Source organism: Ruegeria sp. CJ6, assembly GCF_056536665.1.
In genome coordinates, this window is the sequence record NZ_JBQFQB010000001.1 from 990,751 (window position 1) to 1,004,668 (window position 13,918).

Annotated in this window: 13 protein-coding genes and 2 tRNA genes; 10 read left to right on the plus strand and 5 right to left on the minus strand. The window is 56.7% G+C overall.

Translation table 11 applies throughout. The features are described 5' to 3' along the window. Positions 1–3 precede the first annotated feature (3 nt). The 4 genes from recJ to ACR0BT_RS05030 all read left to right on the plus strand — a co-directional run bounded on the left by recJ (position 4) and on the right by ACR0BT_RS05030 (position 3,033). The gene (gene recJ, locus ACR0BT_RS05015; protein ID WP_223117848.1) at positions 4–1,746 is read left to right on the plus strand and encodes a single-stranded-DNA-specific exonuclease RecJ; all 1,743 of its coding nucleotides are present in this window, start codon (positions 4–6) and stop codon (positions 1,744–1,746) included. A 109-nt stretch (positions 1,747–1,855) separates the two neighbouring features. Continuing rightward, positions 1,856–1,930: transfer RNA gene (locus ACR0BT_RS05020), tRNA-Glu, on the plus strand. Positions 1,931–1,952: 22 nt separating this feature from the next. Continuing rightward, a tRNA-Glu gene (locus ACR0BT_RS05025) sits at positions 1,953–2,027 on the plus strand. A gap of 214 nt (positions 2,028–2,241) precedes the next feature. Beyond that, positions 2,242–3,033: an inositol monophosphatase family protein gene (locus ACR0BT_RS05030; RefSeq protein WP_480561316.1), complete on the plus strand. Its 792-nt coding sequence runs from the start codon at positions 2,242–2,244 to the stop codon at positions 3,031–3,033. Positions 3,034–3,037: 4 nt separating this feature from the next. Here ACR0BT_RS05030 and ACR0BT_RS05035 read toward each other — a convergent pair whose 3' ends face one another. From ACR0BT_RS05035 to ACR0BT_RS05055, 5 genes are read right to left on the minus strand one after another with little or no spacing between them, the layout of a single operon-like run. Beyond that, positions 3,038–3,604, minus strand: coding sequence for a histidine phosphatase family protein (locus ACR0BT_RS05035; protein WP_170663743.1), 567 nt, complete (start codon positions 3,602–3,604; stop codon positions 3,038–3,040). After that, positions 3,605–4,666: an ABC transporter ATP-binding protein gene (locus tag ACR0BT_RS05040; protein WP_480762627.1), complete on the minus strand. Its 1,062-nt coding sequence runs from the start codon at positions 4,664–4,666 to the stop codon at positions 3,605–3,607. Between the two features lie 11 nt (positions 4,667–4,677). After that, positions 4,678–6,891: an ABC transporter permease gene (locus tag ACR0BT_RS05045; protein ID WP_480561314.1), complete on the minus strand. Its 2,214-nt coding sequence runs from the start codon at positions 6,889–6,891 to the stop codon at positions 4,678–4,680. Further along, on the minus strand, positions 6,892–7,917 hold the full coding sequence (locus ACR0BT_RS05050; RefSeq protein ID WP_170422361.1) for an ABC transporter substrate-binding protein: 1,026 nt from the start codon (positions 7,915–7,917) through the stop codon (positions 6,892–6,894). It abuts the gene before it with no gap. Positions 7,918–7,976: 59 nt separating this feature from the next. Beyond that, entirely contained in the window at positions 7,977–8,441 is a 465-nt protein-coding gene (locus tag ACR0BT_RS05055) for an NUDIX hydrolase (RefSeq protein WP_170396245.1), read from the minus strand. 224 nt (positions 8,442–8,665) lie between these two features. Between ACR0BT_RS05055 and ACR0BT_RS05060 the strand changes: the two genes are divergently transcribed. The 6 genes from ACR0BT_RS05060 to ACR0BT_RS05085 are packed head-to-tail and all read left to right on the plus strand — an operon-like array spanning position 8,666 to position 13,890. Further along, positions 8,666–9,520, plus strand: a complete 855-nt coding sequence (locus tag ACR0BT_RS05060) for a DeoR/GlpR family DNA-binding transcription regulator (RefSeq protein ID WP_170403399.1) — start codon at positions 8,666–8,668, stop codon at positions 9,518–9,520. Positions 9,521–9,533: 13 nt separating this feature from the next. Then, a complete protein-coding gene (gene phnD, locus ACR0BT_RS05065; protein ID WP_170396240.1) occupies positions 9,534–10,508 on the plus strand; it encodes a phosphate/phosphite/phosphonate ABC transporter substrate-binding protein in 975 nt (324 codons plus the stop codon). 58 nt (positions 10,509–10,566) lie between these two features. Further along, positions 10,567–11,361, plus strand: a complete 795-nt coding sequence (phnC, locus tag ACR0BT_RS05070) for a phosphonate ABC transporter ATP-binding protein (RefSeq protein ID WP_170396238.1) — start codon at positions 10,567–10,569, stop codon at positions 11,359–11,361. Continuing rightward, positions 11,358–12,173: a phosphonate ABC transporter, permease protein PhnE gene (gene phnE, locus ACR0BT_RS05075; protein ID WP_170403405.1), complete on the plus strand. Its 816-nt coding sequence runs from the start codon at positions 11,358–11,360 to the stop codon at positions 12,171–12,173. The genes phnC and phnE (ACR0BT_RS05075) overlap by 4 nt, the downstream gene beginning before the upstream one ends. Beyond that, positions 12,173–12,988, plus strand: a complete 816-nt coding sequence (phnE, locus tag ACR0BT_RS05080; protein WP_170396234.1) for a phosphonate ABC transporter, permease protein PhnE — start codon at positions 12,173–12,175, stop codon at positions 12,986–12,988. Before phnE (ACR0BT_RS05075) ends, phnE (ACR0BT_RS05080) begins: the two co-directional genes overlap by 1 nt. Further along, positions 12,952–13,890: an HAD family hydrolase gene (locus tag ACR0BT_RS05085; protein WP_170817967.1), complete on the plus strand. Its 939-nt coding sequence runs from the start codon at positions 12,952–12,954 to the stop codon at positions 13,888–13,890. Before phnE (ACR0BT_RS05080) ends, ACR0BT_RS05085 begins: the two co-directional genes overlap by 37 nt. The last annotated feature ends 28 nt before the right edge of the window (positions 13,891–13,918 follow it).

A 13,918-nucleotide genomic window follows, 5' to 3' on the forward strand; every position in this document is an offset into this window, starting at 1 on the left:
GATGTGGCATTTCTGGGCGTAGAGCAATCTCTGACGGGGCGACGCTGGATCGGACCGGGGATTGAGGTCGAGCGGTCAGCAGAAATGATGGCGCAGCAGACAGATCTGCCTCGCGCCGTCTGTCAGGTTTTGGCACGGCGCGGTGTACCGGTGATGGAGGCCGCCGGTTTCCTGGAACCCAAGTTGAAGGAACTGCTGCCCGACCCGCGATCGATGAAAGATATGGACGTCGCTGCGGCCCGGTTTCTACAGGCTGTGCGCAAGCGCCAAAAGATCGCAGTGTTTGCTGACTATGATGTGGACGGGGGCAGTTCGGCTGCGTTGTTGTTGGTGTGGCTGCGCCAGATGGGGCTTGCCGCGACGCTTTATGTGCCCGACCGGATTGATGAAGGCTATGGGCCAAATGTGCCTGCAATGCAGGAACTTGCGGCTAGCCATGACCTGATCATCTGCGTGGATTGCGGAACGCTGAGCCACGAACCTATCGCGGCGGCGAAGGGTGCGGATGTGATCGTTTTGGATCACCATTTGGGTGCAGAAACCCTGCCGGATTGCGTCGCCGTGGTGAACCCGAACCGACAGGACGAAAGCGGCGATCTGGGCTATCTCTGCGCTGCTGCGGTGGTGTTCCTGATGCTGGTCGAGGCGGGTCGTCAGTTGCGTGAGGCCGGGGCCAAGGGGCCGGATCTGATGGCAATGCTCGATCTGGTGGCGCTGGCCACGGTGGCGGACGTTGCGCCGTTGATCGACGCCAACCGGGCGCTGGTTCGACAGGGCCTGAAAGTGATGACCCAAAGGCAAAGGCCTGGTTTGGTCGCGTTGTCAGACGTGGCGCGCATGGATACCGCGCCCAATAGCTATCATCTGGGGTTTCTTCTGGGGCCGCGCGTCAATGCAGGCGGCCGCATTGGTCAGGCTGATCTTGGCGCGCGGCTGCTGAGCACGGACTCGATCACTGAGGCCGAAGCCTTATCCGAGCGGCTGGATGCCCTGAATTCGGAACGGCGCGAGATCGAAAACGCGGTCCGCGCGGCGGCCTTGGCGCAAGCCGAGGACCGTGGGCTGGATGCGCCGCTGGTCTGGGCCGCAGGCGACGGTTGGCATCCCGGCGTGGTAGGTATAGTTGCTTCGCGGCTGAAAGAGTCGGCAAACCGGCCCGCTATCGTGATCGGGTTCGACGGGGATGAGGGCAAAGGTTCAGGCAGGTCGATCTCGGGCGTTGATCTGGGCGCGTCGATCCAGCGACTGGCTGCCGAAGGGCTGCTGGTTAAGGGTGGTGGCCACAAGATGGCGGCCGGTCTCACGGTGATGCGTGATCAGTTGGAGCCTGCAATGTCGCGCCTGTCCGAGCTTCTGGCCAAGCAGGGTGCAGGCCAAGGCGGTCCCGCCGACTTGAAACTGGACGGGGCGCTGATGCCCGGGGCCGCGACAGTCGATCTGATCGAACAGGTAGAGAAAGCGGGTCCTTTCGGGGCCGGTGCCCCTGCCCCGCGCTATGCGCTGCCTGATCTGCAAGTGCGCTTTGCTAAACGCGTGGGCGAAACACATTTGAAGCTGTCACTTTCGGATGGAATGTCTGGCGGACTGGATGCCATCGCCTTTGGCGCGTTCGACGGCCCGTTGGGGGATCGCCTGTCTAATCACGGCGGCGCGCGGTTCCATTTCGCGGGTCGGCTTGAGGTGAATACCTGGGGCGGACGACAGAGCGTGCAGCTGCGGCTGGAAGACGCGGCAGAAGCTGTCTGACTACCGTTTCAACGCCGCTCAGGAACGGCCAAAAAAGTTTCACAGCCTTGCGTTTTTCGTCTTGCGGGGGGGGAAGGTAAACCGTAAAAGGCCCTCCACAAGCCAGCGTGGCCCGTTCGTCTATCGGTTAGGACGCCAGGTTTTCAACCTGGAAAGAGGGGTTCGATTCCCCTACGGGCTACCACTTGTGCTTGTCTGGTCTAAATGGCCCGTTCGTCTATCGGTTAGGACGCCAGGTTTTCAACCTGGAAAGAGGGGTTCGATTCCCCTACGGGCTACCATTTTCTTCAATGCCAAAATCGTTCCCGGCGACGTATTCTTACAGCATCGTGTTTAGCACGAAACCTGCGCGCCCCGTTTTGAAGACGCGAAATGCGGTTGAAGGCACGCCTGTCAATGGCTGCCCCGGACCGAGTTCACCAGCATTTGGTATTTGCCATTCCATCACCAAGCCTGCACAGTTTTGGCCAACAACAGATATGATTTGGATTCCCAATGGATTACCTCAAAGAACGCAAAGACTTCGCGATCGCGATCTGCAAGGAAGCTGGCACAATCGCCTTCAGATATTTCTCCGACCGGGGCGGTTTGATCGTCGATCAAAAAGGCGCACAGGATTGGGTCAGCGAGGCAGACCGGAATGTCGAAACCTTCATCCGCCAGAGGATCGCCGAGGCTTGGCCCAACGATGGCATATTTGGCGAAGAGCATGGTGAAACACAAGGTTCAAGCGGATTTGACTGGGTGATCGATCCAATCGATGGCACCACGAATTTCGTCAATGGCATTCCGGCCTGGACCATCGTTCTGGCGGGCGTCGCTGAGGAAAATACCGAGATCGGTGTAATCCATGACCCAAATATCAATGAGACCTTCGTAGCCTCGCGCGGAGGCGGGGCAACACTGAATAATGCGCCAATGCGGGTCGCTTCGGGTGTCGCGCTGCATCAAGGAACGGTGGCAGTCGGTTATTCAAACCGGGTGGATAACCGTAACATTGTTCCAATCGTCGCGAACCTGATCGAGCGTGGGGCCATGTTTCACAGAAACGCCAGTGGCGCGCTGTCGTTGGCCTATGTCGCAGCGGGCCGGCTGCTTGGCTATGTCGAAGAACATATGAACGCCTGGGATTGTCTGGCTGGTCAATTGATGATCGCGGAAGCAGGCGGCGTGGTCGAAGATCAGGACGCAGGTGTAATGATCCGCAACGGCGGTCGGGTGATCGCTGGTACTCCGGATGTGTTTGATACTTTGTGTGAAATCTCGGAGAACGCGTGGCAGGCCTGACAATCTAGTCGATTGAGCGCCATCCGCTCAGCGGTTTAAGGTCCGTTAGATCGGCTTGCCAATAATGGCCTTGCCCGGGCTGATCATACCTCCGATCAATGGGGCGGCCCGACAAGGAGCACCACAGAAGGGTCCCGACGGCCCCATGGGTAACGATGGCGAGGTCACTGCCATCATGCGTTTCGATAATTGAAGTTACTGCTTGGTTTATACGCCGCTGGGCGGCAACGGCAGTTTCCCAGCCGCGAAAACTGGTGTTGGGGTCGGCAAAGAATGCGTCAGCGGCAGCTTCGAACCGGTCACGCGGCAGAAAACCGGTGGCGCTTCGATCATTCTCGCCAAGTGCGGCATCTTGTTTTATCCGCAGGCTTCGGGGCGCGGCCAGGATGTCGGCCGTCTCGCGGGCCTTTTGCTCGGTGCTGGCCCATAGGTGGGTAACTTCTGCAAAAATTCCGCTGGTTGCGAAGGCCGCAGCGCGGCGGCGGCCTTCCGCGCTAAGCCCCCAGTCCTGAATGGGGATGTTCGGGTCAATGATGACCTCGGGGTGCGTGATGATTAGAAGACAGGGCATCTATTCGGGCAAAAGCACCGGACCTTTCTCGGCGAAGGCCATCTGTACTTCTGTACCCGGCTCTAGCGGCGCATCGACATCGTCATGGACTGCAAAGACCTGGCCGAACGCACCGGTCAGAGTGTACTCCATTCGGACACCCACATAGGTGGCTTTGGAGACGGTCGCTGCAACCCCTTGCGCGGCCCCGATCACAAGTCGAGAAGGCCGGATGGCAACGGTCGCAGGCCCTTCGGTCAGGCCGCGGGAAGGCAATGTGTGACGATAGCCTTCGATCTCGATGGTGGCCATGTCGCCGTCGACAGAGTTGATCTGGCAGGCAAGCAGATTTGCCTCACCAATAAAATCCGCAACGAAGCGATCATTTGGGGCGTCATAAAGCTGGCGAGGCGTGCCAATCTGGGCAATCGCGGCATTCCGCATCACGACGATTTCGTCCGATACTGCCAGAGCCTCTTCCTGATCGTGTGTCACGTAGACGACGGTCAGGCCAAGGTCTTGCTGAATGGCCCGGATGTCCTCACGCACCTGGCGGCGTAATTTCGCGTCGAGGTTCGAAAGCGGTTCATCAAACAACAGCACCTGTGGTTCCAACACTAAAGCCCGCGCTACAGCGACGCGCTGCTGTTGGCCACCAGACAGTTCTGACGGGAGACGGCCGTCAAAACCTTTCAGGCCAACCAGCTCTAAACCGTCCAACGCGCGGCGGCGGGCCTCGTCTTTAGCAAAGCCCGAGAACGTGAGGCCATACATCACGTTCTCAAGCACGCTCATATGAGGAAACAGTGCGTAGGACTGGAACACCATGGATACGTCGCGATCCGTCGCGGGCAGTTTGGTCACATCGCGATCCCCGATGGTGATCTTTCCTGAGGTGGCCATTTCGAGCCCTGCGATCATCCTCAGCGTCGTCGTCTTGCCGCAGCCTGACGGGCCCAACAGCGTGACCAGTTTTCCTGCATCGACATTCAGGTCAATATTGTCGACGGCAACGACATCCTTGCCAAACATCTTTGTGACGGACTCGAACCGAACCGGCGCGGCTTTGGACTGCAGGCTCATGTCAAACTCTCCTAAACATTGGTCCGCGACTGCGTCATTCGTCGCCCGATCTTGGTCCGGCCCACGATCAACTGCATAAGGGCAACCACTGACAGCATCACAAAGATCAGAGTGGTGGAATAGGCGATGGCGAGACCATAGTCGTTATTCTCGACCCGCCCGATGATATAGCTGGTCGCCATGTCATATTCCGCGCTGACCAGAAAGATCACGGCCGAAATCGCCGTCATGGCCCGCACGAAACTGTAGACAAGGGCGGCAAGAATTGCCGGGCGTAGCAGAGGCAGGATGATCCGGCGGAAAGTCTGCCAGGAATTTGCCCCGAGGGTCAGAGATGACTCGTCAAGACTGCGATCCAGTTGCGACATGCTGGCGATGCCGGCTCGGACACCGACCGGCATATTGCGGAAGATGAAGCTGACAACAAGGATGACACCCGTGCCCGTAATCTCGATCGGTGGCACGTTGAAGGCGAGAATGTAGCTGACACCGATCACCGTGCCAGGGATGGCAAAGGACAGCATGGTGCCGAACTCAAAGGCATCTTTACCCGCGAAACTCTGTCGGGTCAGAAGGTAGGCCGTCACGAGCCCCACGGCAGCCGTCAGTGGAGCAGCAATTGCGGCGATGGTGATAGTCGTCCAGAAACTGTCCCATGCGGCTCCTGTCCAGCGAATACCCTCTGCTTCAAACCGAACCGAGAAGGCAGTGACGTAGTGCTTGAACGTCAGGGAATTATTGACTCCCCACAGTTCAACCACGCTGCCGTAGACGATCATGGCGTAGACGACGATGGTAAACACCGCCCAGCCAAGGGCGACGGTTAGCACCGGGATGGAAAGGCCGGTTGGCATCAATGGATGTACGCCAGCGTCACCTTTGCCCGTGACTGTGGTGTAGCTTTTCTTACCCAGCCAGGCTCGCTGCGCGTAGAAGGCTGAAAGCGTGAAGAACAGAAGCACCATGGCCAGAACCGCAGCGCGGCCTTGATCATATTGCGCACCAACAATTGCAAAGAAAATCTCGGTCGACAGCACATCGAAATTGCCACCTAGCACAAGTGGGTTGCCGAAATCGGCCATGCTTTCGATGAAGCCCAGAAGGAAAGCATTGGCAAGGCCAGGGCGCATTAACGGTAGGGACACGGTTTTGAACGTCTGCCATCTATTCGCGCGCAATGTCTGGGCCGCTTCTTCCATCGAGGGAGACACCCCTTCAACGACGCCAATCAGCACAAGGAAGGCGATGGGTGTAAATGCCAACGTCTGCGCAATCAGAACACCCGGCATGCCATACAGCCAGCGAGTGGGTTGGGTGCCGAACAATTCGGCAAAGAACTGCGTTACTGAACCCGACAATCCAAACAGCAGGATCAGCGCTAGGCCGATCACGAACGGTGGCGTGATAATCGGCAGAACCGTCAGTGCGCGCAACGCGCGCTTGTACCGAAAGCCCGAGCGGGTCACGACAAGCGCAAAGCACAAGCCGAGCGCAGTGGTGATGAAGCCGACGAGGATGGCCAGAAACAGTGAGTTCCATGCCGCCCCGCATCGTGCGCCCCAGAAACATCCCAGCCCCCAAAGCCGGTCGTCAAAGAATTTCGAGAAGAACACTGCGATGGAGTATGCGCCCTCTTCCGTCACAAAGGCAGCAAACAGCATCTTGGCGATAGGAAAGAATACAAACGCGGTGACGATGGTGATCACACCACCGATGGCGCTGACCACGAAGACGTCTCCGTTAATCGCCCCACGTGCGGCGACACCCTGGGTCAGAAGGAACAGAAAACTCGACGCGCAGATCATCGCGCCATAGCCCATGCCGAACTGCCGATCACCGAGCTCTCCGAACAAGGCTTCCAGCCAATCGAAATTGTAGCCTCGGATTCCGATGCTGAACCCTTGTGCGATCAGCCAGCCGAACCCAAGCGCCCCCGACAGGATCAGAATGCGCGCATAAAGCGGATCTGATTTGGCTCGCCTCAATACCAAAAACGGCAGCAGAAGAGCGATAAGAAGCGGCGCAAGCCACAGCTTTTCACCCTGCCCAATTAGAAAGGCAGCAGGCGCATAATCTTCGTCGAAAGGGTAGCCGTCCAGCAGCCACTCGAACGACCACAGGCCACCGTCAACCATGTACCACGGCAGCAGGCAGAATCCGACCCACCCGGCGATGACCCAGAAGATCAGAACCGGATGGGTCGTTTTTGTCGTGTCGTCAGTCATTTACTGCGGCAGTACCGAAACCTCTTCGTCCCATTTCTGCAGCAAGCGCTTGCGCTCATCCGACGAGCCGTATTTCTTGAAGTCATAGTCGATCAGCTTGATCTGGCTCATGTCAGGCGCGCTTTCCGAAGTTTCAGCACCTTTGTTTGACGGGACTTGGAAGGCATTTACCTGAAGGGCGAGGTTCTGCGCCTCGGGCGACAATGCCCAGTCATAGAACTTTTTAGCCTCATCTTCGTTGCGCGCGCCTTCGATGATCGACATCGAACCGATCTCGTAACCAGTACCTTCACATGGCGCGACGACTTTGATCGGGAAACCCGATACCGCCTGCTTTACTGCGTCATGCATGAAAACGATACCAATTGTATTCTCGCCTCGACCAGCAGCCTTGATCGGTGCCGAGCCCGACTTGGTGTATTGGTTGATGTTCGAATGCAGCCCCTTCATGAACTCAAATCCTTCGTCCTCGCCGAAGATTTGCACCATCGAGGCCAGGGTCGTGTAGGCCGTACCTGATGAGTTCGGGTTCGCCATCTGAACGTGCCCCTTGTACTCGGGCTTCAGAAGGTCCTTCCAGCAAGCAGGTTCGGGAAGGTTGTTCGCGGCGACAAGATCGGCATTGTAGCCGTAACCAAGCGCACCTGAATAGATGCCGATGGTCTTGTTACCCGCGCTTTCCGCCTGAGAAATCGCCCAATCATGAAGCTGGTCACGCATCGGCGACATGTATTCCATCGTCAGGCCCTCTTCTGCGGCCTGCAGATGCGGATCCCCCGTTCCGCCCCACCAAACGTCACCCTTTGGGTTGGAGCTTTCTGCACGGATCTGAGCAAATGTCTCACCCGAGGATTTACGGGTCATATTAACGTCGATGCCGGTCGCGTCCTCAAAACTGCGCGCCATAAGCTGGCACCAATCCTCTTGCGCAGAACAATAAAGTGTCAACTTGTCAGCCTGTGCCGCTGACATCGATGCGGCAAGGGCAATAAGCGATCCCAACGTTGTGGATGTAAATTTCTTCATTGATTTCTCTCCCTTTAAGTTCACTGCGTCCGGATTTCCCGGCTCTTATATGCCCTTCCTCATGCGGCCTTTCGCAATTTTTCGATAACAGCCAACGTCTCTTGATTATCTGACAGGCTCTTTAACAAACGCGCCAGTTCTTTCTCTTCGACAAGCTTTGCGGCCTTGGCAGGTGAGAACCAGTGGCGCTTGCGTTCGTCGCGTTCCTTCCAACGGCGTTTGAGCCGTTCCACAATCAACGGATAAAGCGTTACGCGGCAAGGCACGCTGCTTTTACCCTCGTATCGCTTGTCATAGTGAAAGCACCCGATCGATTTCTTGGAGATAAAGCCAACCGCTCCGGCCTCTTCCAAAGCTTCGATTTCAGCGGCATGCCAAGGCTTCTTACCATCCATCATCCAACCTTTGGGGATGACCCACCGCCCCCGGTCACGCGAAGTGACCATGAGAACCCGCAGCTTGTCGGACTTGTCCCATCGCACTGGAAGCGCACCGATCTGATCTGTGAATTCGGTCTTGCTCATGCGCGCGCTCTTGGCTCTGGCACTACGCAAAGGGCAATGGCAACACATACGTGCTGTTGAACAAGGTGGCTACATCCAGAACGCCGGTGCACTTCGATTGCTACGCCTCGAAATAGAAACAGTTCTTTGAAGTCTCACAATGAATCGTGGGCTTTGCAACAGAAATTGTTGCAAAACGACTGAAACGCCACAAAAGTGAGATTGAAACCGAGTCGGATTGCCAGATGCCCAAAGCGGAAACGCGCGATAAGAAAACCAACAAGGGCCAGAGTCGGTTCAAGAAATCCGACCGCCGCCGTGAGATATTGTTGGAGTTGAAGCTTCGCCCGCACGTCCGGATCAGCGAATTGGCGCAGCGTTTCAATGTTTCGGCGGAAACGGTGCGCAGGGATTTTGATGCCCTAGCTGATGATGGGCTGATCTCGCGGGCGCATGGCGGTGCCTCTGCCCCGATACAAGGACGTTATCCAAGTCTGGATGAGCGCACCCACGCCCGCCTTGATGAGCGTGAAAAGATCGGCAAATGCGCAGCCGACCTGATTCAGGAAGGCGAGACGGTGATGATCGATTCCGGCTCAACCACGATCGAGATGGCCCGTATGTTGGCGTATCGGGGCATTCACTGCACGGCAATTACGAATTCGATACCGGTGGCCATGACCCTTGGTCACGCACCCGTTGAAGTCATTCTATGCCCAGGCGAATATCTGACCGCCGAGTCCGCCACGATCGGGACAGATACACTGGATTTCCTGTCTCGTTTCAACGTCGATCGCTGCATGATTGGCGCGTCTGGCCTGTCAGAAGAAGGGCCGTCAGAGACCGTGCGCGGTTTCGCAACCGTCAAACGGATGATGCTGGCACGCGCCGCGACGCGACATCTTCTGATCGGGTCTGAGAAATTCGACCGCAAAGGTTTGACCCGTGTGGGCGACCTTGACGGGCTGAATTCAATCGTAACTGATACCAAACCAACAGGGGATTTGCTTGGCGCGATCAACGACGCCGGGGTGAAGATTCTTGTCGCTGAGCAGTCCTTACAAAGAACGACAAACCGTGGACAGAAAAGCCACGCATGACTGGGAGGAAGAAATGAAATTTGATATCAAACTACTGATCGGAGCTTCCGCAATCGCGCTCTTGTCACTGTCGGGCACGGCTTCGGCGCAAGACTGCCCGCGCGGTGATCTGGATGCGCGGTTCTGCGATGCCGATGGCGATCTGATCGCGGATATCCCCGCTGATCCTGCCGATCAGATTGATCCTGATACCCTGATTTTTGCCTACACCCCGGTTGAAGACCCTGCCGTATACAAAACTGCTTGGTCGGACTTTCTTGATCATCTGAAAGCGGAAACTGGCAAAGACGTTGTTTTCTTTCCAGTTCAGAACAACGCGGCCCAGATTGAGGCCATGCGTTCGGGGCGTCTGCATATTGCGGGCTTCAATACCGGTTCAAACCCGTTGGCCGTGAACTGCGCCGGATTCAGGCCCTTCACGATCATGGCGTCGAAAGACGGAAACTTCGGATACGAGATGGAGATCATCACCTATCCCGGTTCAGGCATCGAAAAGGTTGAGGATATCAAGGGCAAGCAATTGGCCTTTACTTCTCCTACTTCGAACTCGGGCTTCAAAGCGCCCTCGGCGATCCTGAAAAGCGATTTTGATCTGCTACCCGAACGCGATTTTGAGCCGGTTTATTCGGGCAAGCACGACAACTCGATCCTGGGTGTCGCCAATAAGGACTATCTGGCTGCCTCGATCGCTAATTCGGTCAAATCGCGGATGATCTCGCGCGATGTGATCAACGAAGACGACGTCATCACGATCTACAAGTCGCAGACCTTCCCGACGACAGGCTTTGGAACCGTGTACAACCTGACGCCGGAACTGCAGGAGAAAATCCGCAATGCCTTCTTCAGCTTCGACTGGGAGGGAACGACGCTTGAGGCTGAGTTCTCGAAGTCGAATGAAGGTCAGTTCCTTGAGATGACATATCAGGAGTTCTGGGACGTCATCCGCAAGATTGACGCGGCTAACGGCGTTTCCTACGCCTGCCAGTAATCGATACTACATCCAACGGGCCCTGCGGGGCCCGTTACCACCCGAACCGGGGGCATAAATGCTGCGGCTTCAAAAGCTTACAAAAACTTATAAAACCGGCGATCAGGCCCTGAAGGCGATCGATCTAGATGTGCCAAAGGGCCAGGTTCTGGCGCTGATCGGGCCTTCTGGTGCTGGCAAATCCACCATGATCCGCTGCATTAACCGTTTGGTTGAACCCACAAGTGGCGAGGTTCTGCTGGACGACGTGGACCTGGTCAAACTCGGCTCGGGCGCGCTGCGGAAAGCACGTCGTGAAATGGGGATGATCTTTCAGGAATACGCACTGGTTGAACGCCTGACCGTCATGGAAAATGTACTGTCGGGACGGCTGGGATATGTTGGGTTTTGGCGGAGCTTCCTGCGACGTTACCCCCAGTCTGACGTGGATGATGCATTCCGCCTGCTGGATCGCGTGGGTCTGTTGCATATGGCCGACAAACGCGCGGACGAACTGTCAGGTGGTCAGCGTCAGCGGGTTGGAATATGCCGGGCGCTAATCCAAAATCCCAAGCTTCTGCTGGTCGATGAACCGACCGCCTCACTGGACCCAAAAACCAGCCGTCAGATCATGCGCTTGATTACCGAGCTGTGTCAGGAACGCGGATTAGCCGCGATAATCAACATTCATGACGTGGCCCTTGCGCAAATGTTCGTACCGCGCGTCGTTGGCCTACGCTTTGGTGAAATCGTATTTGACGGCCTCCCCTCTGGGCTTACGCCTGACAAGTTGACCGAAATCTATGGCGAAGAAGACTGGGAAGCGACCATAGAGAAAGTTGAAGACGACGAAGAGATCGAGGCCGCGGAATGAGCCATCCCGAACTTGATGACCTGCTGGGCAAAGGCTGGCGGAAACCGGCCTTCGTCAAAAACGCCTTACTGCGCTGGACCTTGATCGTTGGATTCGTCGCCTATCTGATTGCGGCATTTATGACCATCGAGGTGGATTGGGGCCGGGTTTATGAAGGCTTGGATCGCGGTTGGGCTTTTGTCCTTGCTTTCACAAGCCCGGATTTCATATCGCGCTGGAGCGATATCTGGAGCGGTCTTCTCGAGAGCATCGTGATGACGGTTGCAGCGTCGGTGGTGGGCATCCTGATATCGATCCCGATCGGACTGGGCGCTGCACGCAATATTGCGCCTCTCCCGGTCTATGTGATCTGCCGAGGCATTGTTGCGATCAGCCGCGCCCTGCAAGAGATCATCGTCGCCATTCTTCTGGTTGCCATCTTTGGGTTCGGACCTTTGGCCGGCTTCCTGACACTGTCCTTCGCCACTATCGGTTTCCTGTCCAAGCTCTTGGCTGAAGACATCGAGGCCATGGACAAAGTGCAGGCCGAGGCGATCAAAGCCTCGGGCGCGCGATGGATGCAATGGATCAACTACGGCGTGCAGCCACAGGTCATGCCGCGACTGGTCGGGCTGTCGATGTACAGGATCGATATCAACTTTCGCGAAAGTGCAATTCTTGGGCTTGTGGGGGCCGGCGGCATTGGGGCCACGCTGAATACGGCGTTTGACCGTTATGAGTATGACACTGCGGCAGCCATTCTGATCCTGATCATCGGGATCGTCATGGCGCTCGAATACCTCTCGGGTATCATCCGCGCGAGGGTCCAGTAATGCCAGTGCTTGAACATGAAGGTACGCAAATCTGGCGCAGACGCACGACCGGTCAAAGCCTTGTGCGTTGGTTTTGCTGGCTGTTGGGTGTGGCGGTCTTTGTCTACTGCTGGCAGATCATCTCGGCCTCGACGACATGGTTCTTTGTGTGGGACGCACCCCGGATCGCGAACGATATCTGGACCCGCGCGACACCACCAAAGTGGGACTACATCACGCAGTTAGGCCGCCCGATCTGGGACACGCTGAACATCGCCACACTTGGTACGATCATTGCGCTGTTCCTTGCCGTACCGGTCGCCTTTCTGGCCGCCCGCAACACCACGCCGTCGGCCGTGTTCATCCGCCCCATCGCGTTACTGATCATCGTCTCAACCCGCTCGATCAACTCGCTAATCTGGGCGCTTTTGTTAATCGCAATCATTGGACCCGGAGTATTCGCAGGTGTTATCGCCATAGCCATTCGTTCGATCGGCTTCTGCGCCAAGCTTCTCTATGAAGCCATCGAGGAAATTGATCACACCCAAGTCGAAGCCATCACCGCCACCGGCGCATCCCGCTGGCAGGTCATGGCCTATGGAATCGTCCCGCAAATATTGCCCGCCTTTGCCGGGATCGCCGTATTCCGCTGGGACATCAATATTCGCGAGTCTACGGTTCTTGGCCTTGTGGGCGCAGGCGGCATTGGGCTGCAATTGTCGGCGTCGCTGAACGTTCTGGCATGGCCGCAGGTCAGCCTTATCCTGATCGTCATTCTGATTGCCGTCATGATCAGCGAATGGGTGTCTGCCAAAGTACGAGGGGCAATTATTTGAGCCGCTTCACGACCCAAGAGGCTTTCGAGGCCTACGAGGCCGTTCGGCATCGACTTCCAGCTGCTGAACCGGCTGTTCAATCCTATCAGCATGCGAACACTTTGATGGATATTGCTAAAGGCTTCGATGTATTCCTTCTGGATGCGTTCGGTGTCCTCAATATCGGCGAGACTGCGATTCCCGGTACAGCCGCGCGGATTGATCAGCTCAAAGCCATGGGTAAACGTGTTCTGGTCGTCTCGAATGCAGCCGGTCACCCTCATGCGGCGCTCGTCGAGAAATACGCCCGGCTGGGATATGATTTTGCGTCAGAGGATATCATCACAAGCCGCGCAACACTGCTGGCTGAGCTAGGCGGTCAACGCGCGCTGCATTGGGGTTTGATGGCAACACCCAGCACCGGCCTTCGCGATCTGGAAGATTTGAACCTGACTTATCTCGATGACGATCCCGAGCCCTATGACTCGGTTGAGGGTTTTCTGATGATCGGCTCAGCCGTCTGGTCCGAGGCACGTCAGGCCCATTTGGAAGCAGCCCTGCTAAAACGCCCGCGTCCGGTATTGGTCGGAAATCCGGACATAGTCGCACCACGCGAGCACGGATTTTCAGACGAACCCGGTCTGTTCGCGCACCGTCTTGCCGATCGAACCGGCGTTGTACCCGAATTCTTCGGCAAACCATTTGAGAATATTTTTGACTTGGCTTTTAAGCGACTTGGCCGGGTCGATAAAACTCGCGTGCTTATGGTTGGTGACAGCTTGCATACCGACATATTGGGGGCCCATGCTGCCGGAATCGCCTCGGCCCTGATTTCGGGGTACGGTTTTTTCGCAGGGCATGACGTCGATGACGCAATCACACAGGCGCAGATCATGCCGGATTTCGTTGTGAACCGACCATAATCTGATCACGCCTGCTTAGTTCCGCTTC